The 25656-nt window shown below is 43.0% G+C and carries 17 protein-coding genes and 3 pseudogenes; 10 read left to right on the top strand and 10 right to left on the bottom strand.

What is annotated here, in order from left to right; translation table 11 throughout:
• Nucleotides 1-104: 104 nt before the first annotated feature.
• From FM038_RS07465 to FM038_RS07430, 8 genes and pseudogenes are all read left to right on the top strand, one after another.
• Complete coding sequence (locus tag FM038_RS07465) at nt 105-1106, top strand: DmsE family decaheme c-type cytochrome (RefSeq protein ID WP_142872660.1); 1002 nt, start codon at nt 105-107, stop codon at nt 1104-1106.
• Nucleotides 1107-1120: 14 nt separating this feature from the next.
• Nucleotides 1121-3217, top strand: coding sequence for an MtrB/PioB family decaheme-associated outer membrane protein (locus FM038_RS07460; protein WP_142872659.1), 2097 nt, complete (start codon nt 1121-1123; stop codon nt 3215-3217).
• Nucleotides 3218-3419: 202 nt separating this feature from the next.
• Entirely contained in the window at nt 3420-3926 is a 507-nt protein-coding gene (locus tag FM038_RS07455; protein WP_142872658.1) for a hypothetical protein, read from the top strand.
• Nucleotides 3927-3959: 33 nt separating this feature from the next.
• Nucleotides 3960-4589 carry a uracil-DNA glycosylase family protein gene (locus FM038_RS07450; protein WP_142872657.1) on the top strand — a complete coding sequence of 210 codons (630 nt, stop codon included), beginning with the start codon at nt 3960-3962 and terminating at the stop codon, nt 4587-4589.
• Between the two features lie 88 nt (nt 4590-4677).
• Nucleotides 4678-5667, top strand: coding sequence for a sensor domain-containing diguanylate cyclase (locus FM038_RS07445; RefSeq protein ID WP_223293019.1), 990 nt, complete (start codon nt 4678-4680; stop codon nt 5665-5667).
• Nucleotides 5668-5776: 109 nt separating this feature from the next.
• On the top strand, nt 5777-6577 hold the full coding sequence (locus tag FM038_RS07440) for a hypothetical protein (RefSeq protein WP_142872656.1): 801 nt from the start codon (nt 5777-5779) through the stop codon (nt 6575-6577).
• 179 nt (nt 6578-6756) lie between these two features.
• Nucleotides 6757-7905 carry a sugar diacid recognition domain-containing protein gene (locus tag FM038_RS07435; protein WP_142872655.1) on the top strand — a complete coding sequence of 383 codons (1149 nt, stop codon included), beginning with the start codon at nt 6757-6759 and terminating at the stop codon, nt 7903-7905.
• A 1327-nt stretch (nt 7906-9232) separates the two neighbouring features.
• A pseudogene (locus FM038_RS07430) lies at nt 9233-9602 on the top strand (DDE-type integrase/transposase/recombinase); the annotation flags it as partial.
• Between the two features lie 26 nt (nt 9603-9628).
• Here FM038_RS07430 and FM038_RS07425 read toward each other — a convergent pair.
• On the bottom strand, nt 9629-10366 hold the full coding sequence (locus FM038_RS07425; protein ID WP_142872654.1) for a metal ABC transporter substrate-binding protein: 738 nt from the start codon (nt 10364-10366) through the stop codon (nt 9629-9631).
• A 494-nt stretch (nt 10367-10860) separates the two neighbouring features.
• On the opposite strand from FM038_RS07425, the gene FM038_RS07420 reads away from it, so the two are divergent.
• Entirely contained in the window at nt 10861-12087 is a 1227-nt protein-coding gene (locus FM038_RS07420) for a glycosyltransferase (RefSeq protein WP_142872653.1), read from the top strand.
• 138 nt (nt 12088-12225) lie between these two features.
• Here FM038_RS07420 and FM038_RS07415 read toward each other — a convergent pair whose 3' ends face one another.
• From FM038_RS07415 to FM038_RS07390, 6 genes are all read right to left on the bottom strand, one after another.
• Entirely contained in the window at nt 12226-13329 is a 1104-nt protein-coding gene (locus FM038_RS07415; RefSeq protein WP_142872652.1) for a hypothetical protein, read from the bottom strand.
• Between the two features lies 1 nt (nt 13330).
• Nucleotides 13331-14071 (bottom strand): fimbrial biogenesis chaperone, encoded by a 741-nt coding sequence (locus tag FM038_RS07410; RefSeq protein WP_142872651.1) that lies wholly within the window; start codon nt 14069-14071, stop codon nt 13331-13333.
• Nucleotides 14072-14074: 3 nt separating this feature from the next.
• Complete coding sequence (locus tag FM038_RS07405; RefSeq protein ID WP_142872650.1) at nt 14075-17002, bottom strand: TcfC E-set like domain-containing protein; 2928 nt, start codon at nt 17000-17002, stop codon at nt 14075-14077.
• On the bottom strand, nt 16999-17532 hold the full coding sequence (locus tag FM038_RS07400; protein WP_142872649.1) for a hypothetical protein: 534 nt from the start codon (nt 17530-17532) through the stop codon (nt 16999-17001). Before FM038_RS07400 ends, FM038_RS07405 begins: the two co-directional genes overlap by 4 nt.
• Nucleotides 17533-17572: 40 nt before the next feature.
• Entirely contained in the window at nt 17573-18160 is a 588-nt protein-coding gene (locus FM038_RS07395; RefSeq protein WP_142872648.1) for a hypothetical protein, read from the bottom strand.
• Nucleotides 18161-18643: 483 nt separating this feature from the next.
• Complete coding sequence (locus tag FM038_RS07390) at nt 18644-21580, bottom strand: hypothetical protein (protein ID WP_142872973.1); 2937 nt, start codon at nt 21578-21580, stop codon at nt 18644-18646.
• Between the two features lie 224 nt (nt 21581-21804).
• Here FM038_RS07390 and FM038_RS07385 point away from each other — a divergent pair.
• Nucleotides 21805-22549 (top strand): annotated as a pseudogene (locus FM038_RS07385) (transposase).
• A 36-nt stretch (nt 22550-22585) separates the two neighbouring features.
• On the opposite strand, the gene FM038_RS07380 reads toward FM038_RS07385, so the two are convergent.
• The 3 genes and pseudogenes from FM038_RS07380 to FM038_RS07370 form a co-directional block, all read right to left on the bottom strand.
• On the bottom strand, nt 22586-23515 hold the full coding sequence (locus FM038_RS07380) for an XRE family transcriptional regulator (protein ID WP_142872647.1): 930 nt from the start codon (nt 23513-23515) through the stop codon (nt 22586-22588).
• A gap of 194 nt (nt 23516-23709) precedes the next feature.
• Nucleotides 23710-23853: pseudogene (locus FM038_RS07375) on the bottom strand (DUF1348 family protein); the annotation flags it as partial.
• Entirely contained in the window at nt 23843-25501 is a 1659-nt protein-coding gene (locus FM038_RS07370) for a 2Fe-2S iron-sulfur cluster-binding protein (protein ID WP_142872646.1), read from the bottom strand. The pseudogene FM038_RS07375 and the gene FM038_RS07370, both read right to left, overlap by 11 nt.
• Between the last annotated feature and the right edge of the window lie 155 nt (nt 25502-25656).

The following is a 25656-nucleotide window of genomic DNA, read 5'->3' as shown; positions in this document are numbered from 1 at the left end:
AACTCTTGTTAACGCTATTTTTGTAGCCTTAGCAGTAGAGAGTTTGAAGGGGGAGTCCTCTCCCCCTACTTTCAAGCGAATTTGTGCAGATTAGGAAGCCAAATATGAAATTATCAAAAATACTTAAATCTGCTTCACTATCAGTGCTACCAGCACTGATAGTGTCAGCAGTCTTGTCTCTAGGTATGACCTCAGTCGCTCACGCGTCTAAGTGGGATGCCAAGATGACTCCCGATGAAGTCGAAGCCACATTAGATCAAAAGTTTGCCGAAGGTAAATATTCACCTAAAGGCGCAGACTCTTGTCTTATGTGTCATAGAAAGTCTGAAAAAGTCATGGATATCTTCAAAGGTGTTCACGGCTCAATCGACTCAAGTAAAAGCCCAATGGCAGGCCTTCAGTGTGAAGCGTGTCATGGACCTATGGGTAAACATAACCGTGGTGGCAACGAGCCAATGATCGCTTTTGGTCCTGACTCAACACTTTCTGCTGAACTACAAAATAGTGTTTGTATGAGCTGTCACAAAGATGACAAGCGCATGGATTGGAATGGTGGACACCATGACAACGCCGACGTAGCTTGCGCATCTTGCCACTCAGTACACACAGATAAAGACCCTGTTTTGTCTAAAAACACTGAAATGGAAGTCTGTACTAGCTGTCACACTAAGCAAAAAGCAGATATGAACAAACGCTCAAGCCACCCAATGAAATGGGCTCAAATGGTATGTAGTGATTGTCATAATCCACATGGCACCATGGCAGATTCAGACTTAGTTAAACCTACGGTCAATGAAACCTGTTATTCATGTCACGCAGAGAAGCGCGGCCCAAAATTGTGGGAGCATGCACCCGTAACTGAAGATTGTGTCGCTTGTCATAATCCACATGGTTCGGTGAACGAAGGGATGCTGAAAACGCGTGCTCCACAACTTTGTCAGCAATGTCATGCCAGTGACGGTCATGCTAGTAGCGCCTACATGGGCAACACAGATCAAGGCTCAACCGTAGGTGGCAATGCGTTCACCGGTGGTCGCAGCTGTTTGAACTGTCATAGCCAGATCCATGGTTCTAACCACCCATCTGGCAAGCTATTTCAGCGCTAAACGGAGTCGAGAAGATGAAATTCAAATTAAATTTAGTCACCCTCGCCCTACTCGCTAATGCTGGCCTTGTCAGCACAGCAATGGCAGCTGGCGGCTACGGTATTCAAAATGCGAATACCGATAAAGTTAAGTTCGAGAAGTGGGATTGTAAGCGCTGTGCAGTTGAAACTGGTTACAGCGGCAGTGTCGGTGTGGGTGTTGGATACAACAGTAGCGATGATATTCGTTCAGCCAATGCGTTTGCCGCAGAGGATGAGTTCGCTGGTAAACTCGATGCAGACCTTAAATATGCAGGTAAAAGTGGCTATCAAGCGAGTATTGAAGCCGACAATATCGGCATGGAAAACAGCCGTGCCGACATCAATGTTGGTAAGTCGGGTCAATATAACCTGAACCTAAACTACCGTCAGATTGCCACCTACAAAACTGATAAGGCAATGAGTCCTTATCAAGGCGTGGGCAGTGATAACCTTACCCTGGCAGATGACTGGGTACATGGCGGCAGCACTCAGGATATGGCCAACCTAAATTCAAGCCTTAACCCAATAGAGCTTTCGTTAAAGCGTAAGAGAGCAGGCTTAGGCCTTGAATATCAAGCTGATTCGTTGTGGAGCACTTATATCAACTATCAGCGTGAAGACAAAACCGGACTAAAACAAGCTTCTGGTAGCTTCTCAAATCAATCTATGATGCTTGCTGAGCCCGTTGACTACACCACAGATACACTTGAAGCTGGTATCAGGCTCAAAGGCGATAACTGGTTTACCGCGCTGAACTATAACGGCTCAACCTTCAAAAATGAGTTTAGTGAGCTGTCTTACGACAATGCCTTTAGTCCCACCTTCGGTGCTCAGACTACAGGCTATATGTCACTAGACCCAGACAATGAAGCTCATACTATTTCCTTGATGGGTCAGTATGTTGCGGGTAAAACGATAATGAACGGACGTGTTCATTATGGCCAGATGACACAAGATCAAGACTTTACGACATCCGGTTATGGTTACCAGATGCCAAGTGAATCTCTGGATGGAAAAGTCGAAACTCGCGGTGCAACCCTTAAGGTTGTTTCACGTATTAATCGTCAACTTCGTTTAAACGCGAGTTACGATTATAACGACCGTGATAATCAGACCAACGTGGAAGAGTGGACGCAGATCAGCATCGACTCAACCACAGGGCAAGCGGCTTACAACACGCCTTACGACATCACCACCAACAAAGCTAAACTGGGTGCAGACTACCGTCTAGCACGTGGTCATAAGCTTGAAGGTGGTTATGACTACCGTAAAGATGAACGCAGCTATCAAGATCGCGAAACCACTGAAGAAAGTACTGTTTGGGCAAAATATCGTCTAAGTGCATTCGACAAGTGGGACATGTGGGTCAAAGGTAGCTACGGTCAACGTGACGGCTCTGAATACCAAGCGTCAGAGTGGACTTCTAATGAGTCGAACGACCTACTGCGTAAATACAACTTAGCAGATAGAAACCGTACTCAAGTTGAAGCGCGTATCACTCATAGCCCAATTGATGTATTGACTATCGATTTCGGTGCGCGTTATGCACTAGATGATTACAACGACACTCAGATCGGCTTAACTGAATCGAGAGATATTAGCTACGATGTCAGTGCAAGTTACTTGATCAATGATGACATGACATTAACGGCGTTTTATAACCGTCAGAACATAGAATCAGATCAGGCAGGTAGCACTAACTTCAGTAGTCCTAACTGGTTTGGCGTCGTTGAAGATCAGGTCGATGTTATCGGTGCAGGCTGGAGTTACAACAACCTGATGGAGAAGAAGTTACGCGTAGGCGTAGATTATACTTACTCTAATTCAGACAGTAATACTCAAGTCACTCAAGGTGTTACCGGTGACTACGGTGATTACTACGCCAAAGTACATAACGTCAACGTTTACGCCTTATATCGTGCCACCGACAAAATGGACGTGCGCATCGACTATAAGATGGAAAACTATAAAGACAATGATGCTGGCAATGACATTGCACCAGACGGGATTTGGAACGTGTTGAGCTTCGGCTCTAACAGCCACGATTACAACGCCCATCTGATCATGCTAAGTATGAGTTATAGGTTGTAATAAGGTTCTAGGTTCTAGAAACTAGATGAAACATAAATGCCAGCCGCTAACTTATTAGCAGCTGGCATTTTTATTGGTATCAACGAAGTCATTTCCTCAGTATCTCATCACCATCTAGCTCTCAGAACCGACTGACAAGCCTTGAATTAATCGCTACTTTAGGAGAAGGTAACGCAATAAATTTATAACCCTACGAGTTAACATGTCAGCCTACACAGCGACCGCTTTTATCATTTTAGTGCTTGGCGGCTTTATTTTATTGAACCTTATCTTAAATGGATTGTTCTTTTTCGCAGGTAAATACCACAGCAAACGTTTTAGCCAAGGCCATACGATAATCAGCTTAGTTTTACCAGCCATAGCTCTTATTTGGACCTTAATCAATCACGTGGGCTTTGCTGATTTGGCAATAAACATGGGTCTTATCGTAGTGGCTGTAGGGTTAAGTTTATTGCCTCTGCAGCTCTCTTTGCATCAAAAAGAACAACATAGCTACACGAGTTTGCTGCTCACTATTGGGGCTGCAGGATTCCTGGCCCTCTCCTATCTGATACAACCCATTGCAATTTTTGCTATTGCTGCCGCCCATGTCGCATTTATCAGCAATGCAAATATCAAAAACCGAGTAGCTAGTGCACTAGTGCTTATTTGCGGGTATTTAGTTGTCGCTAACTGGGGAGTACAAACCTGGCAAGCCTTCACACAATAAATGAGTCATAATGATGCTTCATACCTGTGAATAATGCTCATGAATGCAGTTATTAACCTCAAACAGCAAATATTAGCCTGTCACTTATGCCAGGCTGATCTGCCTCTGCCTGCAAAGCCAATAGTTCAGTTATCTCAACATTCTAAAATACTTATCGCCGGGCAAGCCCCAGGCATAAAAGCCCACGAGAAAGGCCTCCCCTTTCACGACGCGAGTGGCAAAAGGCTGAGAGACTGGTTAGGGGTGACAGAAGAGCAATTTTACGATGACCGGCTTTTTGCCATTCTGCCCATGGGGTTTTGCTTCCCTGGCACCATCATCAGAAATGGTAAAAAATCCGGTGATAAACCGCCTATGGCCCAATGTGCTAAGACATGGCGAGCATCTGTTTTAAAAGAGCTCAATCACGTTGAACTCACTATTATTCTTGGCCAATATGCTATCGACTATCACTTAACTCATGCTCAAGCCAAAACTAATGCTCAACCCAAGAAACTATCGGTAACTGACGCTGTAATGAACTGGCAAGAGTATTGGCCCGAAAACATCGTTTTACCACATCCAAGCCCGCGAAATAATATCTGGATTAAGCGCCACCCTCAATTTGAGACCGATATATTACCAGTGCTAAAACAAAGAGTGTCAGAGATTCTTTCACCTTAATCCACTCGGATAAGTTATTTCAGCCCAGCAAACACAAAACAACATTGCTTGCTAAACTTAATAAAAATGACACGGTTCAGAGGCGCTTGTGAGTCAGCATGTCAAAAATACTGCAATCCCGTACCCATACACTTCAATTTTAGAGCTTGAAATTGAAGAGATTGATTGGCGCCGCTGGCAACGCTTGGTTAATACTGTCGCAGACATGTTTAACGCCCCCGCCACCTTCATCAATCAAGCCAACCTCAAAGGCATTGAGGTCATCATAGCGTCAGAGAAACCAGAGACCCATTATCAACCTGGCAGTGTCGATTTAGACACTAATATCTATTGCCATCATGTTGTTAAGAACTCAAGCGAACTGTATGTAAGAGATGCCAAACTCGATCCTCAATGGTGTAATAACCCCGAGTACACCGAAGACAACTATGTATCTTACTTAGGCCTACCCATCTCATGGCCCGATGGCAGTATATTCGGTACGCTTTGCGTGCTGGACACTAAGGTCACAGATTACCCTGAGACTTACATCAATGCACTTGGAGTCATTAAAGAGGTTATCGACAGTGATCTTCGCCATCTATACAAAGAAAATCAGCTTCTTACACTCAGCTATACCGACCCTCTCACTCAAATTTACAACCGCCGCGGTTTCGAAGATCTGTTAATCAGTACTCAAGATTTAGCCCAAAGACTCAACAGGCAACTTATTCTGCTTTATTTCGATCTCGATCACTTCAAGGAAGCCAATGATAATTTCGGTCATGAAATTGGCGATGACATCTTAAAAATCTTCGCCAAGACCCTAAAAATGAATAGCCGTAGTTGTGACTTAGTTGCTAGGTGGGGCGGCGATGAGTTTCTGGTGTTGATCCATGCAGAAAACGAACGCTGCGTTGAGCTGTTTAATCACAGAATGGATGAGCATTTATCGGATTGCCCCTTAAAGCCCGATATAAAATATTCTTTCGGTTATGCGGTGATCAAGCCTGGTGAGGCAAGCGATCTAGAGTCTTTATTAAAGGTTGCCGACGAATACATGTATCAAAATAAGCTTGCAAAAAAATCTCATCCTTAGCGTAAGCCGCTTTTAATGTGAGATAAAACGGGATATATCCCTTGATGAAACACCAGTAACACCTATAAAATCACTACTGAATGGATTATTTTAGACGGAACTTAAACTTATGGCCTCAGCAGTATCTTCACGCACGGCACGATTTCACTTACCTCTGTTATTCACCCTATTTTCAATCAGTATTCTCACAGCATGTGGTGGTGGCGGCGCAAACTCCAGCGAAGAGGCGAATGGTTCATCAGCCAGCTCAAACACCTACCAATTTACAGCTGACTTTATAAATCTGATCCCAATTGCGAGTTCTCAACTCGACACTAAAGTCGATCTGTTCTACAAACATACCGGCATAGACGAAGTTGAAATAGCCTCAAATATTGATTATTTAGCGCAACAAAGAACCTCAAAGTTTGGTTGGACTGGTTTATCGCAAGCCAATCTAACTTTCATCGTTAAAGACTCACTCAATAATCAGTCTTCACTCAGCACAAACATCATGGGCTATAACAATACTCAAAAAGATGTCTTTTTATTGGCTACAGGAGAGAGGCCATCAACCCAAGCCGTATCAATCACCCGGGTCAACAAGTTAGAAGGCGAGACAAATAGCTACCGCTTGTTTCATGCCAATGCCTTAGACCCTCGTAAAATCGATATTTATAACGCGAATGCGCAAACTGCCATAGTGCTAAACTTAGCGTTTAATCAAATATCTGCGCCTATTAAATACGATCAAAGCCTGGCAGAGATCAATATTTTTGCCATCCCCTCGGGAACAATGCCAGATTACAGCAACACCAGCAATTATCTATTTCAAGCCGTTATCACTCAAGAGTCAAATGACACTCTGAGTGTATTGGTCGCCAAACCTGGAACAACATCTAGCTGGCAAATAAATCACTATTCCGAATAACGTTATTTATACCATCGAGCCATAAAAGCCGCAGTTCTTGTCTGTCCCCTGCCTATGGACAAACAAGAGCGGTAAACCAGAGCAGTAAACAAAAGTATCGGTATAAAAGTTTGCCATATCTCATAGTTAGCCCTTCCAAAATACCTTAAGCTATTAAAAACACCTTCGAGACCCTAAATGTGTATTTTCTAGATCCCAACCTAGCCCAGCAGATTGTTGAACGAACCATGAAGATTATCCATCACAATATTAATGTGATGAATGATAAAGCCGTCATCTTAGGCTCTGGCGACCCACATCGTATCGGTTCCACTCATGAAGGTGCCCTGCTGGCGATTAGCCAAAATCGAAGTGTTGAAATTAATTCAGCCATGGCTGCTAATCTTCATGGGGTAAAAGCAGGCATTAACTTACCCTTACACTATAAAGGCGAGATCATTGGCGTTATTGGCATCACAGGTGAGCCTGAAACCTTAAGGAACTACGGTGAGCTACTTAAAATGACCGCCGAGATGATCGTCGAGCAAGCTAACTCTTTAGAGCTTGCCCAATGGCAATATCGTCAAAAAGAGGAGTTTATTCTACAACTGCTAAGATCAGACACTGAATTTTCTCCTCAGCTTAGAGACTGGGCATTGCAGCTTAACATAGAGATAGACGCCCCACGTGTGGTCGCCGTGATTCAAGTCCAGGGTGATGAAGAGCAAACCTCTGCAAACTCCTTACTCAAGAAAGTGCTCAACCTGTTAGAGACCCCTTCACGTGGTAACTTGGTCGCCATGACCTCAATGACTGAGTTAGTGATCTTAAAGCCCGCGTTTCTGGATGGCAACAAGTGGGATCCACAGCTTGAGAGTCAGCGCATCGATCAGCTTCTCACTCGTATCCCCGAAGAACTTAATGTCCGATTAAAGATTGCACTAGGCCACTTTTTCCCTAGCCCTGCCGATATCAGTCGCTCCTACACCACAGCAAGGGAAACCTTAGCTCTAGGTCAGCAGCTCAGACCCGATGAAAGTAAATACCTCTATGAAGACTTCTCACTACTAGTGCTCCTCTCTGGACTCAGAGGAGACTGGCGAGGAGATGAGTTGACCACCCCCTATCAATCATTAGTGGATGCTGACAAAAACGGTCAACTCAGTAAAACATTAACCGCTTACCTGCAGCATTTTGGCGATCTACAGCAGTGTGCTAATGAACTCTTTATCCATAGAAATACCTTAAGATATCGCCTGGATAGGATTCAGCAGCTCACAGGTGTAGACATACAGTCGCTCGATGGCCTACTTCAGCTATATCTGGGCCAGGTATTGAGTAAACAATAATCCTCAGTCTTCGAATGAAGACTGATTACATTTTTTGTTTAGTTCATTTTGTTTTGCTTGTTCCTTCTCGTCATTCCGGTAGAGCTTTTGAGCCGGAATCCAAGGGTTATTGGGCAGTATGTTTGAAGGTCGACCCTTCAATTTAACCTAACGCCTGTCCGGCGAGGAATGTACAGCTACTTCTGCGAGACGCCGTGAACACATCCATGTGGGCTCTACCAAAACATCCCTGTTTTGGAAGCTCGCAGCCGCATCTGCACTGAGTTATTTTCTCTCTTCGATTGAGCTTTTTATGCTCTTCTTCGTGTCCTCTGTGTACTCCGTGGTGAATTGCTTTTGCCGAAAGTTAGCTAGCCTTCGAATGAAGGCTTATTGCATTTTCTTGTTGTTTGTATAACCGTCATTCCGGTAGCTCTTTTGGGCCGGAATCCAGTCTTGTATGTTGGGTAGTGTGTTTGAAGGTCGACCCTTCATTGCAATCTAACGCTTCCCAGCGGGGGGGATGTACTCTTGTTTTGAGAAAGCTCTGCGAAACGCCGCAAGCACTTCTGACCTCCAGGGATGGAGGAAATGCCAAATTTTGTATGGAACAAAATTGGCCGTGTGGGCTCTGCCAAAACATCTGACCCACATGGATGTGGGGAATGCCAGAAAATGTAGGGAACATTTTTGGCCATGTTTCGGAAGCTCGCAGCCGCATTACACTGAGTTATTTTATCTCTTCGATTTAGCTCTTTATGCTCTTCTTCGTGTCCTCTGTGTACTTCGTGGTGAATTGCTTTTGCCCAAAATTAGCTAGCCTTCGAATGAAGGCTGATTACATCTTCTTGTTTAGCGTTTGGCTGAGTTTGTATTGGGTAGTTTGTTTATAACTTTTCCCTTCATTGTTATTTATCACTTGCAGCGGGCTTTTATGCAGATACTTCTGCGAGACGCTGTGAATATATCCCTATAAGCTCTGCGATTTCATCCCTGAAATCGAAGCTCGCAGCCGTACCTACACAGGGTGTTCTACAGAAAGGGGCATCTTCAACTCGAGCATAATATCACCACGGATCGTTTCGCTTCCACGAAGAACACGGAGGTAAAGATGAAGAGCTCCAAAGGCTTTCACTGTTGCCTTTCTCCGTGCCCTCTGTGTTCTCCGTGGTGAATCGCTTTTGTTCAGTTTTAAAATATCTGTTGAGTTAGGCCGAATGCTCTAGCACGCTTTGTCCAGCAACGTGTTACTAGCCAGTAAAGCTAAAATCGAAGAAGAAAATACTCAGGTGTGAACTCGGCTGTGACATGGATGTCACGGCAGAGCCCACAGGGACCGTGTCCGAACTTATCAAGAAAAGCATTATCAATGGCATTTGAATCAAGAGGAAACCAAAAGGAATCATGTTTCATAGCGATCAAGGGTGCCACTATACGAGTCGAAAATACTGTCAATTACTTTGGCGTTATCAAATAAAACAGAGCTTAAGTCGACGAGGGAATTGCTGGGACAACTCTCCGATGGAACCGTTCTTTAGAAGCTTAAAAACAGAATGGGTACCATCATCGGGTTACACTTGCTTTAGTGAAGCTAAAACATCAATCACTAACTATATCGTTGGATATTACAGCCAGATCAATATAATAGTGGCCTGACACCAAATGAGTCAGGGAGAAGATTCTGGCTTGCGTATAAAACTGTGGCCAAAAAAGGTTGACCACTACATAGCAACACTAATCTTAGTTACTTATAGATGTAATCTGTTATAAGAAATTGACCGTTATCAGCTTGGAAGATAAAACCTGTCACACCGTCCTTTTGCTGAACCGTACCCAAGCCGCTGTAACTACCGTCAAACACATCACAACTGCTTACATCAATCGATAAAGCATAAACATTGATATCGGCATCCGGAATTTGAACTGAACCACCGTAGGTACAACCCAGCATGTTACTGCCTGAAATCGCGCCACCCTTATCGATGCCGATACTGGTTTTCTGATCTTCGGTTACGAATGTCCCGGCTAATTTCTCAAAGCTAGCCCCTGCCCCGGTACTTGAATCAAGAGTTAAGCTTACTTTGCTAATCACATTACCATGGACTGTCATTTCGGCTGTGATGGCTTCCGGCGTATAAGAACCTTTAAACGTACCGCTATCCCTGTGGAAACCCGCAATACTATAAAAGACCATATCACCGCTAAAGCTTTGTCCATCGAGGTTTAACTTCCCTTCCGCCTGATAACCATTATCAACAATAAGTCTAGCTTCGCCATTAGGCGTAATTAGAGCCACAATTGGAGTAGTAAAGCCGTCAGACTGGTAAACATATGTTCCCTGCCAAACGCCGCTTGGCATCACTACCGAAGGTATTGGATCCGGTGTTGTCACTGGGGCTGTATCTATTGCTGAATCTGAACCACCACAAGCGGCCAATAGAAGTGTAGACAGAACGAAAGTAGAAATTGTTAATTTACGCATTGATTTATATGTCCTTATAAAGTCACATGTAACGCGCATATATTATCAGAATTCAACAACATAGATATCTTTTAAACTAGACAATGAGATCAAAAAAAAGCCGCTAACAAACGGCTTTTATCTTCCCGTTGCTCAATCGACACCATCATTTAGATAGGTATGTAGGGTCAGAGTTAACTTTGTTTCTGGCCAGTAAAATTACAATCGAAGAGACAAATAATCAGGTGTGAACGCGGCTGTGACCTTCGGTTTCAGGGATGAAACCGTAGAGCGCACACGGATGTGTTCACAGCGTGTCGCAGAAGTGTTCGCACATCCCTCGCCGGGCAGGCGTTTGATACCAATACTGTATTGGTACTCAGCAAACTAACCAAATACCAAAACCAGCCAAATGAACCCAGAATAGATATTTAACCAACTTGTTATCCGACAAGCTTGAACCTTCAGTTGGTATACAATACCCTCCCATTAAAGTACCTATTATGTGAGAAATAATGAAAAAAGTATTAGTGATCGGCTATGTGTGGCCTGAACCCAACTCGTCAGCTGCAGGTACCCATATGTTGTCGCTATTGAGGCTTTACAAGCAGCAAGGTTGGCAGGTCGAATTCGCCACCCCGGCGCAGCCATCAGATCACATGATAGACCTCAGCTTAGAAGGTATAAGCAGTAAAAACATTAGCCTTAACTGTGACAGCTTCGATGCTTATATCTTGGAGTATCAGCCAGATATTGTGATGTTTGACCGCTTTATGATGGAAGAACAGTTTGGCTGGCGCGTCGAAAAGCACTGCCCTACTGCATTAAAGATACTCGATACCGAAGACCTGCAGTGCCTGCGTAATGCACGTCATCAAGCCGTTAAGGGTGAGCGAGCGCTAACTCAAGCCGACTTGTTCAGCGATATAGCAAAACGTGAAATAGCCGCGATTCTTCGCTGTGATATCTCACTTATCATCTCAAGTTTTGAGATGGCGCTTTTACAAAGCCAGTTTAAAATTGACCCAAGTATTTTGCATCATTTGCCATTTATGGTGGATCTAAACAAGTGCCCAGCACAGACAAAAAGCTTCACTGAACGTCACCACTTTATGACCATAGGCAACTTTCGCCACGCCCCTAACTGGGACGCCGTATTATACCTGCAAAAAATCTGGCCATTAATTCGAAAACAGCTCCCCCAAGCCGAACTGCATATCTATGGCTCCTACCCACCACCGAAAGCCACCGCACTCAATAACCCCAAGACTGGCTTTATCATTAAGGGCTGGGCGGAAGATGCTTATCAAGTGATGGAGCTGTCTCGTGTCTGTTTAGCACCCATTCGCTTTGGTGCTGGCATAAAGGGAAAACTGCTCGATGCCATGATCATGCAAACCCCAAGCGTCACTACAAGTATCGGCAGTGAAGGCATGATGGACGATGAACAGTGGCCAGGACATATCACAGATGATGTGGAATGCTTTGCACAAGCCGCCGTTGATTTATACACTCAAGAATCGCTCTGGACAGAGGCTCAAAGTCACGCCTCGAGTCTATTAACCGTGCGATACGATGGTGAGGTGTTAGGACAGAACTGGATGAAAAAGTTGGCTCATACAATAGAAAATATTGACCAACATAGGCTAAATAACTTTACCGGCGCCATGATGAAGCATCACTCCATGGCGAGCACTAAGTATATGTCTCAGTGGATAGCGGCTAAGAACGCCAACAGCTAATAAGCTGGCACAGACATAAATGCAGGGCGATAATACATGAGTATTATCGCCCTCAAGCTATAAACTGAAGACTCACAGCCTTAGCCGCTAAAATGCCTAAGTTGTTGATAGTTAATACCTTTAACTGCCAGCGCAACTTCAAAGAAGCACCTCAAACATCACAGTAAAATGGTCGTTATAATGCTTCTCTTCAACATCTTTAATCGACACATCTTCAAAATTTACATTCAACATAAATGGGATAATGCTGGCACCAGGAGCATCTATCTGCCCTATGCCTTCATCGACTAAACTGCCACTGTTGACCAGCTCAGGTGCAGAGCTACATCCCTGACAGCTAATGCTATAGGGAATACTGGTAGAGCCACCCATTTCAGGTTTCAATGTATAGTCATTGGCATCTTTATTAATAAGCGTGAATTTAAGCCCATTCTGAAAATAACCCAACGCTGAGATCTTAAAACCTGTGCTACCACTCACTGTATGCTTATAGGTGTCATATTCAGGTGCCATATGACCGTTACCTAGCACATTGATACGACTGATCATGCTCGGGTTGTAGGCAATCTGCATTGAAAACGTGATGGGGATATTGCGATAGGTCTTAACCGCCTCAGAGATGTTAGCTTTAAAGCCATAGCTGATAACCGCAGTCACCGTGCCCGAATATATCCCTTTGGGCTTGCCCTTCAAGCGCTGAATTAATTGACCTTTATCTAAACGGATAATGGGCTGATAGCGCTTAAAAGGTGCTGTCGGGTTATCGAAATTAATACTCTGATTTGCAATACAAAAACCACCAGCACCTGTGCTTAACACTGTGCTAGTAGCAGCAATCGTTGATTGATCACATACTGCGTAGCTATCGGCATATGGCGTCTGAGTAAACTGACCTGAGACCTGGTACTTAACCCCGCTCATTTTTATCGGCATTGACACATGATCTGAACCACTCGATAGCTCAATATTCATATTGGTAGCCGTGGTATAGGTTCCTGGCACCCATTTGGTGGTCTCTGGTAGCCTAGCAGGTGTGAACCAATAGTTAGGCCGAATAAACTCACCATCACTGCTGGCATTAGCCCACTCCAGTTTATCACCAGTGAGCTTACCGTTGATGGTAAATGCTGTCGCAGGTTGTGCGCATAGCAATGAAAATAGTACCAAGCTACTAATAGCTAACAACTTCTGTACAGCACTAATGTGAATACCCAAAGATGGCTTTATCGATAGCGCATGCATCTTACTCTCCTCGATTTAAGGTGATCTCTTCCTTAAAAGACTCATCATGATTGAGCACTATCACCTCCAGCTCATCACGCTGTAGTTCGATTGGCACATGCACATCTCGGGTTCTGCCAGCAAGAATAGTGAAGTTAGCTTTACATAGCGCCTTATCACTCTTCTCATCGCTATTGATATCAAAGAAGCTATCCTTGCTGCACTGGTCGATAACGATATCTATCATGGTATTTCCGCTATTTTTCGCTGTGATAGTATTGCCGCTATAGTCAAATTGATACTCAACCTTGCTCTCTTTAGCTGGCACTATGTAATAGGGAGAAAAACCAAACAACATACTGATTTTTGACTGCTCTTTATCATCAGTGCTGTAAGACACGGGTTGAATATTGATCTGATAAACTTGGTCTCTATCTGTCACACACTTGTCACCGCAGATGCTTTCTATCTGAATTTCTTTGACCATATTTGGCTCGATAACCAGTTTAGATGGCTTAGTCGCTATCCCCCACGAGTCGAGATTTTCTCTGGTGTATGGCGTCTTGATTATTTCATTATTCACAATCTCGACTTTAGACACTGAGGTTTTCAAGAAATAGGTAATTTCGTCAGTATTGTCTAAGGTAAACACCCCTGCTTTACTGTCTGGGTTGGTTAACATTAAACTGCTGATCGCCATCGCTTGAACATCAAGCACTAAAAACGATAAGCAAATAAACAATAAACTTTTCATCGCATTCATAATTTAATTCCAGTTACTGGCAAAGTTGTCTTGTTTAATCAGACTCTTCGCATAAAGACTTAATTCGTTTAATACCGTTTCCTGCTTAACCGTTAAGCTAGACTCATTGGTAGCATAGATATATTTACGCAAACCTACGGCTCGGGTAATAACAGACAAGCCAACATCATTGAGCGTTCGCTCAGTATTAATAAGATCGGTTTCATTGTTGAATACACCAACAAAGTAATATTCATTGCCATCGATAGTGACGGGCTGTAATTTACTGCCATTGGCAAGCATGTTTGCTTCATCGTTATCTAATCCAGGTAAACAGTAGTTATTACCCGTATTGACGATATAAGTTGAATATCTATCAAGGCTTGGCGTCACACAGGTTTGATTTTGTGAAACCAGTTGATAATCAGATCCTGCGATCACTGAGATCTTAAACACCCCTAGAGCAACATCTTCGATATCGACACAGCCTTCACCACTGCACTCAATTTTCGCAATGGAGTTGTTATTCAGATCATCGAATGAAGAGATAAAGGTCTTAATTTTCACTAAATCAATATCTAAAGAGATCACAGTACCAGGCAAGCTATACCCGGCTGCTTCGTGGGCTTGATCACTAATGTAATTAGACGAGTCAGTATCCAAGCGAACGTTGAACGCCTTATACTTATCGACAGGAACAACCGTGTCTTCTCTATCGATATTCTCGCTATAACTTAAGGTGTTATCGTTATAAATAGACAAAAGCCCACGATGAGTATCTTTACCACCTTGGTTGTCGGCATCGACAATAATATAAGAGTCACTTTTCTGAGAAGTAAAATAGAGCTCTCCTTTACCCGACAGCACTTGGGTACTGTTTAAGCTGGTACTGACCGAGCTAGTACCATCCGAGCTAATATAGGCATAGGTATCAGACATAATATGCTCATCGTTATAGCTGATATTACTGGAAAGATCTGAACTCATATTTTGATCTACATCTGTCCCCCTGTAGCTAATGCCAAGCTCATTATTCATCGATAAGTAATCACCAAACTGCACATCATGGGCGACACTATTTCTAAACTCATCAAGCCCTTGAGCACTCAGCGATACCGATGAGCTTGCACTCCAACCTGCTGAAAGCGGCACAGTCCACAATACTCCAGCATACCAATCATCATTGATACCGAAGCTTTGACCACCTTGTAAAGTCGCCGAGAAGTTAATGACCGAATCTGCAACAAATGAGTGAGAGTAACCGGCGCTTATCGACCAATAGTTGCTCTGTTCGATATACAAGTCAGGCACATTGTCCTCATCGACCTTGTTATTGACATACAAGAGATAGCCTTGGCCACCCAAGATATTGGAAGAAACATTGACGTTAAGGCGCTCGTAGCCAGTATTAGATAACATATAGTTATCCAGCCCATAGTCACTATCGGCTGAGTCGAACCTCTCATAACCGACACCGACATTATAGAAGTTAACGTCGCCAGCAATAAACTGGCTGCCATTAGAATATGATGCATATTTAAGCTGGGCAGTAGACACATCATTAATCGACTGTTTAACACCAAGTTCAGTCATCATACTGTCTGAATTTGATAACACTCGAGCCCCTATCATAGTACTGTCGGTTAACTGGTAGCTGGCCTTTCCCTCTACAAAATTATTGGTCTCTAACTCCAGTTTTTGAACCTGGCTTTCATTCTGCAAGTAGCGTTCGAATGCCATTCCATTTACACCGTAATAGATGCCATCACTCATTAACGTATCCACATCGACGCGATAACCTAACTTATCTTGGAGCGTCCTAATCTCACGACTCTGGCCATCGATTGTGTCCTCTATATCCTCATAGCGGTCATTTAAAATACCCGCAGAAAAACTATAATCATATTCGCCTTTATTGAGAGAAAACGCGCTGTTATTAAATATCTGCTGGCGCTCTTTTAGGATTTCACGCCCAGCTGAAATCACAACAATAGTGGCAGTGTACGAACCATAGGGCAGGTCACGAAAGGCAATACTTTGCTGTCCTGCATCGACATTCTGACTGTGGATTAAGTGGCCATCACGATATACTTCGATACGCCCCTTATTGGGTAAAATATAGAACAAACGTCGATTATTCTGCTTACCGCCATCAATCAGATTTTTCGAAGATGAATGATTGATCACATCCTGAGAGTAGCTGCCAGAAAGGTCCATAAATGAGGTGCTATTCTGCTCATAACCGTATTTAAAATGACCCATTTGAAAACGGTGATACCCAGTCTCAAAGTCATAGGAAAGCTGCTCAGCTTCAAATTTATCACTGGAGGTATCGGCGTAGATACTCGACGTAATCGAGCCATACTTTAAGCCCACCAAAGTTTCATCACGGGCAATTAAAGATGAGCCCCCATCACTGAAATAGTGATAGTTCAGATTGATACTATTAATCGCCCCATATTGATCGTTAGTCGCATCATGAAACGCCTTTGCCGTCTTATGGCTATCAATTAACCCTGCATTGATAAAAAGCGTAAGCTGCTTCTGCTCAAAGTCATAGGCGAATGCATAACGCTCAGGCATCAAGTTACATTCAGAGATCTTACCTTGGCACAGAGATGATGTGGCCACATTCTTCATAGAAGAGACTATCTCTGCAATAGACTCTTTCTTAACGTAATAGCGGGACAGATACTGCTCGACATCCCTAAGACTAGAGGTATTGAGTGAAGCCGAGGTAGGCGTAGAATTTAGTTCAATGGAAAGTTGCTCATTAGCACTGGCAAGTTCGAACGTGAAACGTTCAGTACTGCCGGCATACATGTCGGCAAACTCTGCAGGGATCTCAATGCCTTCACTTTTTACCGACGCATAAGCGGGTAATGAAAATAGCGGATTAAGGCTGCTAGAGAGACAAAATAGAATGGATAAGGCTAGTCTGTTATATCTCATATATCTAACTCTATGCTCATCTTAATGATCCCTTTGCAGTAGTCATCCTTTAAGCTCACAGGCTTAAATTTAAGCTCTACATCGAAGTTGCTATATTTACCGACTCGGCTTACACCATCAAACTCCAGATTATTCAGGCCTTCACCAATTTTGATCTCTGCCCCGTCAACAATCACAGTGACGAGATCTTGGCTATCCGTTGGTGCCCCTTTCACGTCAAAACAGAGTGATTTATTCTCAATTAAGTTGAGTGAATATGAATTAAGCGGATCACTTTTGCCTATGCTGGTTTCTAGTTGCAGCAGATCGGAGATATCATTAAATTTGTAATTGCGACCATCGAACTCCAGTTCCCAGTTCTTTTTTACAAACTCAAATTTGATAATGTCTCTGTCATAAAACTTATCCAGCTCAATATGGGTATCGACGCTAAATTCGTGTTGTTTATCGGATGAAGATATATCAAGAGCACAGGCATAATTAGCTATAAAGCATAGAGATGTAATACAGATTGCTTTTACATATTTCATAAAAATGCTCTTGATATATCCAAAGATTAACTAACGAAAATTAGATAGCTTTCGCTGAATTAATAACGGTATGGACTTCAATGTTCTGGCCAGGTTTAAGCTCTGCGCCCATTGAAGTTTCTACGCTCTCAGCATTCTCGGTGGTAAAGGTCACAGTGCCAGTGGTTGCAGTAACAGGAATAGACTTATCCATCTTAGTGCCTTCCATCTTAACGACGGTGCCGACACCAGTTGTATCTAGCGTACCAATCACTGTCTCTAACGAGGTCATGGTCCAATCAGCATCAGGAATAAGATCGCCAACAGCTTCAGCCACCTCACCTTCCATATACCCTGCTTCACCACAACTACCATCAGAAGTGCTTCCATCACTACACATACGGTAATGCAGCTCTAATGAGATCTGATCTGAAGTAAAAACACCCGTTGTATCTTTCACATCTAAGCCTGCAGAGTCGATATATGGAATACGACCAGAAGGGCCTGTGATGATAACGGCTTCACCAGGTACTACTGTCGGTACGATACCTTTCCAATGCAGCGTCGTTGTTGCATCAGCCATATCGCCAGCCAAAGCAGAGCCTGATAGGGTAAGTAGAGCGATTGGTAATAAAATTTTTGCATTCATAAACAACATCCTTTTATAAATTCGATTTACATAACATGCAGGACGAGACCACTTTTATGTCAAATGCCTTGCTAGTTACATATATGTTTGATAGGTGAAACTTCGGAGTACATATTAGCGCTTGGGTATATTACCGACAGGTCAAAACTGAAATTTAAAAATCAAAAACGCCTACTTAGTTTGAAAAACACACTAGAATGGCAATAATTATGATCTAAAAACTACAAACCGAAGAATAAACAAGCATTATTAGGCTGTTCACTGGAAGTTGATATTTGAAGGTTTTGAAGGTTTTGAAGGTTTTGAAGGTTTTGAAGGTTTGGGTACTATTCAAGCAAAAAAATGGCAGCGCTTGAATAAAGACGCTGCCATTTTATATTTCGATGTTTAACTAATTAAACCTGACTAATTAAAGGCCAAGTTAGCTAAATGCTAAGTTCATTAAATAGCTCGATGCATATCTAGCCATTAAATACGATTAATCTAGTTATCGTATTTATCAAGCTGACCATTATTGTCGATATCTCTATTACCATCAGAGGGAGCAATGGTATTGTCCTTATAATCGCCGACAATATTACTATAACGGCTGTTATAATTACCTTTACCCGCGCCTTTATCCTGATGTAAAAATTCAAAGCTATCTAATACATCATCTGCGTCACTGTCGGATAAAATAGGCTGAGAGCAATATTCAACATCCCCCGCGTGATATGTAGTACGATCAGCTAAACATTTTTTAATTTCACTTTCCGTGGATAAACCATCTTTATCTAAATCTACTAAATCAGGGTAAACATTGCCACTGGCATCTTCATTAGCAAAACGTACCTCTGGATAAACACTAATAGCGTCAGATGACGCAATGACTGCCCCATTCATTTTAAAATCAAGATACAGACAGCCGGTTAAAATATACGGATAAGAAACTTCACCGTGTCTAGGTTTGTCCTCACAGGTTAAGCTCTTATGCACTTCTTCCAATGGAGAGTAAAGTTCCCAATGATCCTCATGGGCAGTTTTATTGCCACGTGCAAAAAAGGTACTTAGGCCTTGTCCTAAGGTAGCGGTATAAGTACCAGTAGAGTTTCCCGAATCGCCAATAATATTATTATGGTGATCGCGACCACCGTATGGCTTAAGGCCATTATGGGTTAATATTTTTAATTCATCATCAATCAATAACGCCACTGCATTGGCGGTATTTTCATAAAACTTTACTTTTTTACGGTTGCTGTGACTTATTTTTTTAAAATCGAGTGTCATGTTCACGGTTTTACCACCCACAGAATCGGGTAATTTTTCTTGGTGCTGCTGTGCATAACCATTAAATTCTAGATAATAATCATCATCACGCGCTTCGTTACTGCCACTATTGTTTTTGTCGGCGCGATAATCATCATCTTCATGCATATACATATAAGTGACATAATTGCTCGCTTGTTGATAACTCATTACCTTTCTTGCGACTCTTTTTCCCTTAGGATAGGTCTTCCCATCGGCATCTTTACCCTTAAAGGAAACATATAAGTCACCTTTATCGGTTAAAGCAGCAATACCTCTTAGCACCTGTGTTGCTTTAACTATCTTGACACCTTTGTCATTCATCTCTTTGATAAATTGAAGAAAAAAGTTAGGGTTTTTATCGGGGTCTAAATCTGACTGATTTTTCCAAAAAGAGTAACTACTCTGATCCTTGTTGAGACAATAAAAACTACCCATTTGTCTAGCCTCAGTGGGTGCATCCCAGCATTGAGCTACTTTGCCTATATGTGTTGTCCAATCTTTGCTGTATAACGAGCCATTGGGGGTGTTAATAGTGTAATAAGTTGCCGTGCCATTTTCGAAAAATACCACCGCAGAATATGGACCAAAGCTGTCTACTTTTTTAACATCAGTTAAGTTTAAGGTATTCATTTTGTCGGTGAATTTCTTGTATGTAAGGTTAGCGGTGCCAGTGATTTGATTAAACACATTAAGGCTACCCGCTTCTGTTACCTCAAAAATCAGCCCGCCATAACCTAGGATACGATCCGAATAGGTGAGGCCATAATAAACCTGACTAGTTGCCGGTAATGTAATGATATTTTTTAGGTCCTCTTGCAGCTCATTATCGGCGGCAAATAATATGATTTCATTTTCACCCCCATTTTCACTGCTCACATCAATTTTGAAATTACCAAAACCAATGTTTTTAAGTCCTGTCGCATAGAGGCTATTATCGTGCATATAAGGTATTAAATCGTCTTCAAACGGTCGCATTAAGAGAGAACGGCCGGCCGCCCCCAGTTCCCCATCAGCAAATAGTTTGATAAAACCATGAAAAGAAAACTCAAGAATACCTTCGCGGATATAATCGGTTTCAATGGTGATAGTGCCACTGCTAATACCGTCTACCTCATGGTCATAAACGGTATAGTTCACCGTATAGAGAGCTTTACTATCACCACGGAAAGTAAAAGAGGTATTGGTCACGTCATTGGCGTCGAGTAGTTTTACCTCGGCACCAAAAGCTTGTAGTGAAACTAATTGAATTCTGTCACCTTCGGCATCTTCTACTAAAGCCCCAAATCCAGGGAAATTCATAATATCAAAGGTTGTTTCTTCACCCACTCCTTGAACACGGCCATAGGTCGCATCGTTTGCAATAGGCGCAGTATTACTATCCCCGGAAACATCAATAATAATAAGGCCGGTAAAAGCTAAGCCATACTCATCAACTACGGAATAGGATACCTTGGTCATGCCGAGCTCGACGGCTTGATAACTAAAATCGCCCCCTTCAGACATCGATGCTATACCACTGCCTTCCACCACCGTAGAACTCTCAAAAACCGGATTTGTCATGGCTAATAATTCAGGAGCTAATTCATCGTAAATACTAAATTTAATCGCTTCACCCACCGAGGTGGCTTGCTTAATATCCGGTAATAGATTTGCCTTGGGGATAATTTGAAAAGCATTACGGGCAATTTGTACACCACGTTTTTCAGAAAAGTTAATCGATGCCCAGGCGGTTTTATCTTCTTTACCGTCACTCACCGTATAACGATAATCACAGCTGCCCGCTTTTTCAGGGGTAATGGTAAAAGACAGGTTATCAGTATCTAAGTGCGTTATTTTACAACTCTCTGAGTCGGTTAATACTTTAATGTTTTTTACTTTAATGTTTTTAGCCGTGCTATAGGTCACATAATTAGACAGACTAAAGGTCAATGGATTAACACTGATAATACCCGTCTCTTCGTTCAGTTGTGGCGCTTCAAATTCAATGGCCTGACGAAAGTCGATAGCAGTGACCTGTGATTCGACAACAGGAGGAGGCGTAGGGGGAGACACTGGTTCGCTGCTATCATTACCACAGCCAAATAAGACTGAAATAAACACCACAAGTGAAAAATATTTTATAAATAATTTCATCATAACCTCAAATCACTGCTTAAAATTCAACCGACGAAGGCGGGCGGAAAAGCTGATGATAATAATCATTTCAATGAAACATGACAGGGCGAGCTGGGAAAATATAAAACAAAAGCGCCTATATTTGGGATTGGCCTTTTATCAAATAACATGGCCACCCATAATTCTGGTGGTTGTTTGGGGAGGGGCTAAGCTTAAGGGAGCGTCATTGCATTGAGGTTCCCATGGCCAGACCTAGAAGCACGCAAGTCAGTCTAGAAGACACACCGTTTTATCACTGCGTGTCGAGATGCATACGAAAAGCCTACCTTACCGGAGTTGACCGTTACACGGGGCCATCCTTTGAGCATCGCCGTGATTGGGTCAAGTCTAGAATCCTCGAACTATCAGGTGTTTTCTCAATCGATATCTGTGCTTATGCATTCTCAATTAACAGATAGGCGAATATCGAGGATAACTGCACTGGGCACTTTTGGGAGGGCCGTTTCAAAAGCCAAGCGCTACTCGATGAAGCAGCCCTGTTGGCCTGTATGGCTTATGTGGAGCTCACCCCATTCGAACTAAGATGGCTACAACCCCAGAAAGCTCAGACTACACCAGTCTTCAGCTGCGTATAAAAGCCGCAATAAATGGGAAGCAACTGACAAGGTTACTGCCATTTATTGGTGATGAATGCTTTAATCAACCTAAGGGGATAAACTTTGCTTTGCAGGATTACCTTGAGCTTGTGGATGAAACTGGCAGGGTGATTCGTGATGACAAGCGAGGCTCAATATCGCCCAATGCTGAAAAGGTTCTGATAAGGCTGAAATTGATACGGAAAAGTGGATAAAGCTCACCTGCGAATTTGGTAAGCTATTCCACGGACCTGTCGGCACCCTACTAGAGTTAACCAGTTATAGTGACCATTTAGAGAAGCGAAGGCGGCACTTTAGCAACAAAGAACTTAACTATGCCTATAGAAGCTGAATATAAGGAGGATTTTATCTGATGATAGGAGCTATCCTAATCTTTAAGAAGATCGGCATGAGCCTTTAACCAAGCGATGATCCCATGGTGTGAGAGAAAATCATCTCGGCTAATACTGATAAGCTTTCGTCTACCGCCGAAGGGGTTTATATCTTCATTCTCAGCCTTGGCTTCAACCTTAAAACCAAAGTTAGCATATATTTGTGCAGCACTTTTATCTCTGACAATCATGAAAAGTTCTTGAATATCAGGCTCACGACATAAAACCTGAATTAAATATAAACAGGTAAACTCCCACCATTTCAAATTAAACCGCATCACAGAGTGAAAAAACATCACTTTATCGCCACTGAGTTGAGCAGCGCGAGGCGTGTTATAAAAATGTCTAAACTCACTTCTCAATTGCTCTCTCTCATGCATGTTATGCACGGATAACATGGCATGTGCGTATAGAGAATCATCTTTACCTTCACAGGTTAATATATGCAGTGCATGCTTCTGTTGCAGGATAATGGATCGCTCACACCTCTCCCGCACAGCAAGATGATCGAATTTAAAAAAACGCCCACTGCTATCGCAAATTCTCTGTAATTTATCCATATCGGTCAAAGGCTCAGATCCACTATGATGCTTAAAACTGGCATCGGGAATAGGATAGAAAGCGCCCTGAATCAAGTCATGTTGATCGTAAGCATGGGCCTCGATTCGTCTCATCTGATTAATCTTAGTTTTAGACAGTTTGAGATCTAACTTAACCAGATAACGTATGACATCATATTGAGCGAAAGAGAGAAGATGTATGATCCGCAAGGTTGAGGGCATTGAAACACCACGCTCCCAACGGCTGTAGGTGATCAGATCGAGATTGGCAAAAACCTCATGATGCAAAGACAGCTTTTCAACCATCTCAGCTTGAGTAGATTCAAGCTCTGTGCGAATTTTTAATAGTAAGGAGAATAGTTCCATTAATCTCTCAAAAGGTGACTGAGGGTAAGACGTTTATGCCATTAAATATTATCAAAAAAGTCTATTAATATGAAAGTTTTTAGCCCGATTTATCTATAAGAGTTTGAAGTCTGTCGAAATAGCCTAACTTTTGATTCATCAGGGCAGTGACTAGAACTAAATGACTAAGACCAAGTTAATGGCTAAGTTAATGGCTAAAGCCCTAATTCAGTGAGACCAGGATGTTCATCTGGGCGGCGTCCTATGGGCCAATGAAACTTACGTTCACTCTCATCAATCTTAAGATCATTGATGCTGGCGTGGCGCTGCTCCATCAAGCCGTTTTCATCAAAGATCCAGAGTCAGCACTTGCGTCTTTGCTCGGGAAACACAGGGACAAAATAACTGTAGCTGCTCTTTTTCAATATCGGACAGCACACTGTCTCTATGCTCAGGTTTTCCCTCTATCACAGGTATCGCACACTGTTTACAGCTTCCAGACTGACAGCTAAAAGGTGTATCAATATCGGCAGTGAGTAAGGCATCGAGTACCGACTCATCGGCAGCAACTGTAAGTGTCAGTTTCGACTTAACAAGATCCACTGTGAATGCCTTATCTTCTACTGATCCGTCTACAACGCCACCGAAGCCTTCGCTTCTGATGCGGTCGCTATCGATACCCAGCTCATTGGCCATAAACTTCATCTCACTGAGCATCTTTTGCGGGCCGCAGATATAGAAGATGGTATTTTTGGGCGCCCTCGATAACACATGACGTAAATTCATTCGCCTATTGTCGTCACTGGGATAAATTGATATCGACTCACCAAACTCTCGCTCTAGTCGATCCCTAAAAGCCATATCCTTAATACTTCGCCCACAATAGTGCAGTGAAAGTGTTACGCCTCTCGACTTTAGGTATTGCGACAGCGGCTTTATCACAGTGATCCCAACCCCTCCAGCAATCAAGATTGCAGGCTCAGTCCCTGAGTGCACATCGAAATGGTTGCTTGGTAGATCACAGTTAATCACCATGCCAATTTGAAAGTTATGGTGGATCGAATGGGATGCACTCTTGTGCAGAACATGCTCCAGACCTTGGCCAGTCTCGCAGCTTAAGCGTTTAGCGAGTACGGCTATCTCATAGAAGTTTCGGCGCGAAGGATTAGAGCAGATAGAGTAGGAGCGATGCACCAAAGTGCCATCATTGAGCAGAACCGGCACTCGAATATGAGAACCTGCAGTCACTAAAGGCAGTTCTCCTCCACCAGCCGCTTTAAATTCAAAGGCACGTACTTCAGGTGTCAATTGACGTATGCCGCTGATAACCAGACTCAGTGTCCCCTCACCTAAAGTGGCAGGGCTCAGGCTGCCAAGGTTTTCAGCCTTTTCCACTGGCTTACTTTCAGCTTGCTTAAGCTGTTTAGTTTCTAATCGCTTAGCTTCGGCGAGTCTTGCCGCTACAATGTCCTCTACCTCAGCTTCACTATATCTGGGCGTGATATGTTTAGGGCAGTTCCAATCGAAGGCTTCAACTTGGATAACGAAAGCGCGCTCGACCCTAGCCCGGTAATCATCGTCCTGCAATTGACTCAACATTTCTGAGTCATTCACATCCACAAGCTTTACCCTCCCGAGCAACTTAAGTCGGGTCTTGTTGGGATAATCCATAAAAAACAGTGACACCTTGTCATTGTTAGCAAAATTACCTGTACTGATATACTGGCGATTACCGTTATAATCGGCAAAGCCAATGGTCTTGTCATCGAGCACTTTCATAAAGCCTTGCGGCCCACCACGATGTTGAATGTAAGGCCAGTCGGTTTCACTCACACTGGCCATATAGAAACTGTCACGAGCCTGGATAAATGCTGTTTCAGCAACGCCAAGGCGATCATTAAAATCCTCGCCACCTTCCATCCCCTCATAGCCTTTACGGCTGCCAAGCCTCGCCTGGACCTCTTTCACGGCAAGTGTGAAGCCTATCTCAGCAAATTTATGACCCATGACTTTATCTCCAATAACTCGATAAACTTATCCGACTGTCACTTTTTAGCTGATATGCCTGCTAAAGCGTGACAGCAGCGTATCTCACCTGGCAGAGTTAAAAATAGCTCTCTAATACAGGTGAGAATAGTGCCCTAATACAAGTGAAACAAGTA

It is taken from the genome of Shewanella eurypsychrophilus (assembly GCF_007004545.3).
In the GTDB taxonomy this organism is placed as follows: domain Bacteria; phylum Pseudomonadota; class Gammaproteobacteria; order Enterobacterales; family Shewanellaceae; genus Shewanella; species Shewanella eurypsychrophilus.
The sequence above is the reverse complement of the archived record's forward strand: the minus strand, read 5'-3'. Positions and strand labels throughout refer to the sequence as shown.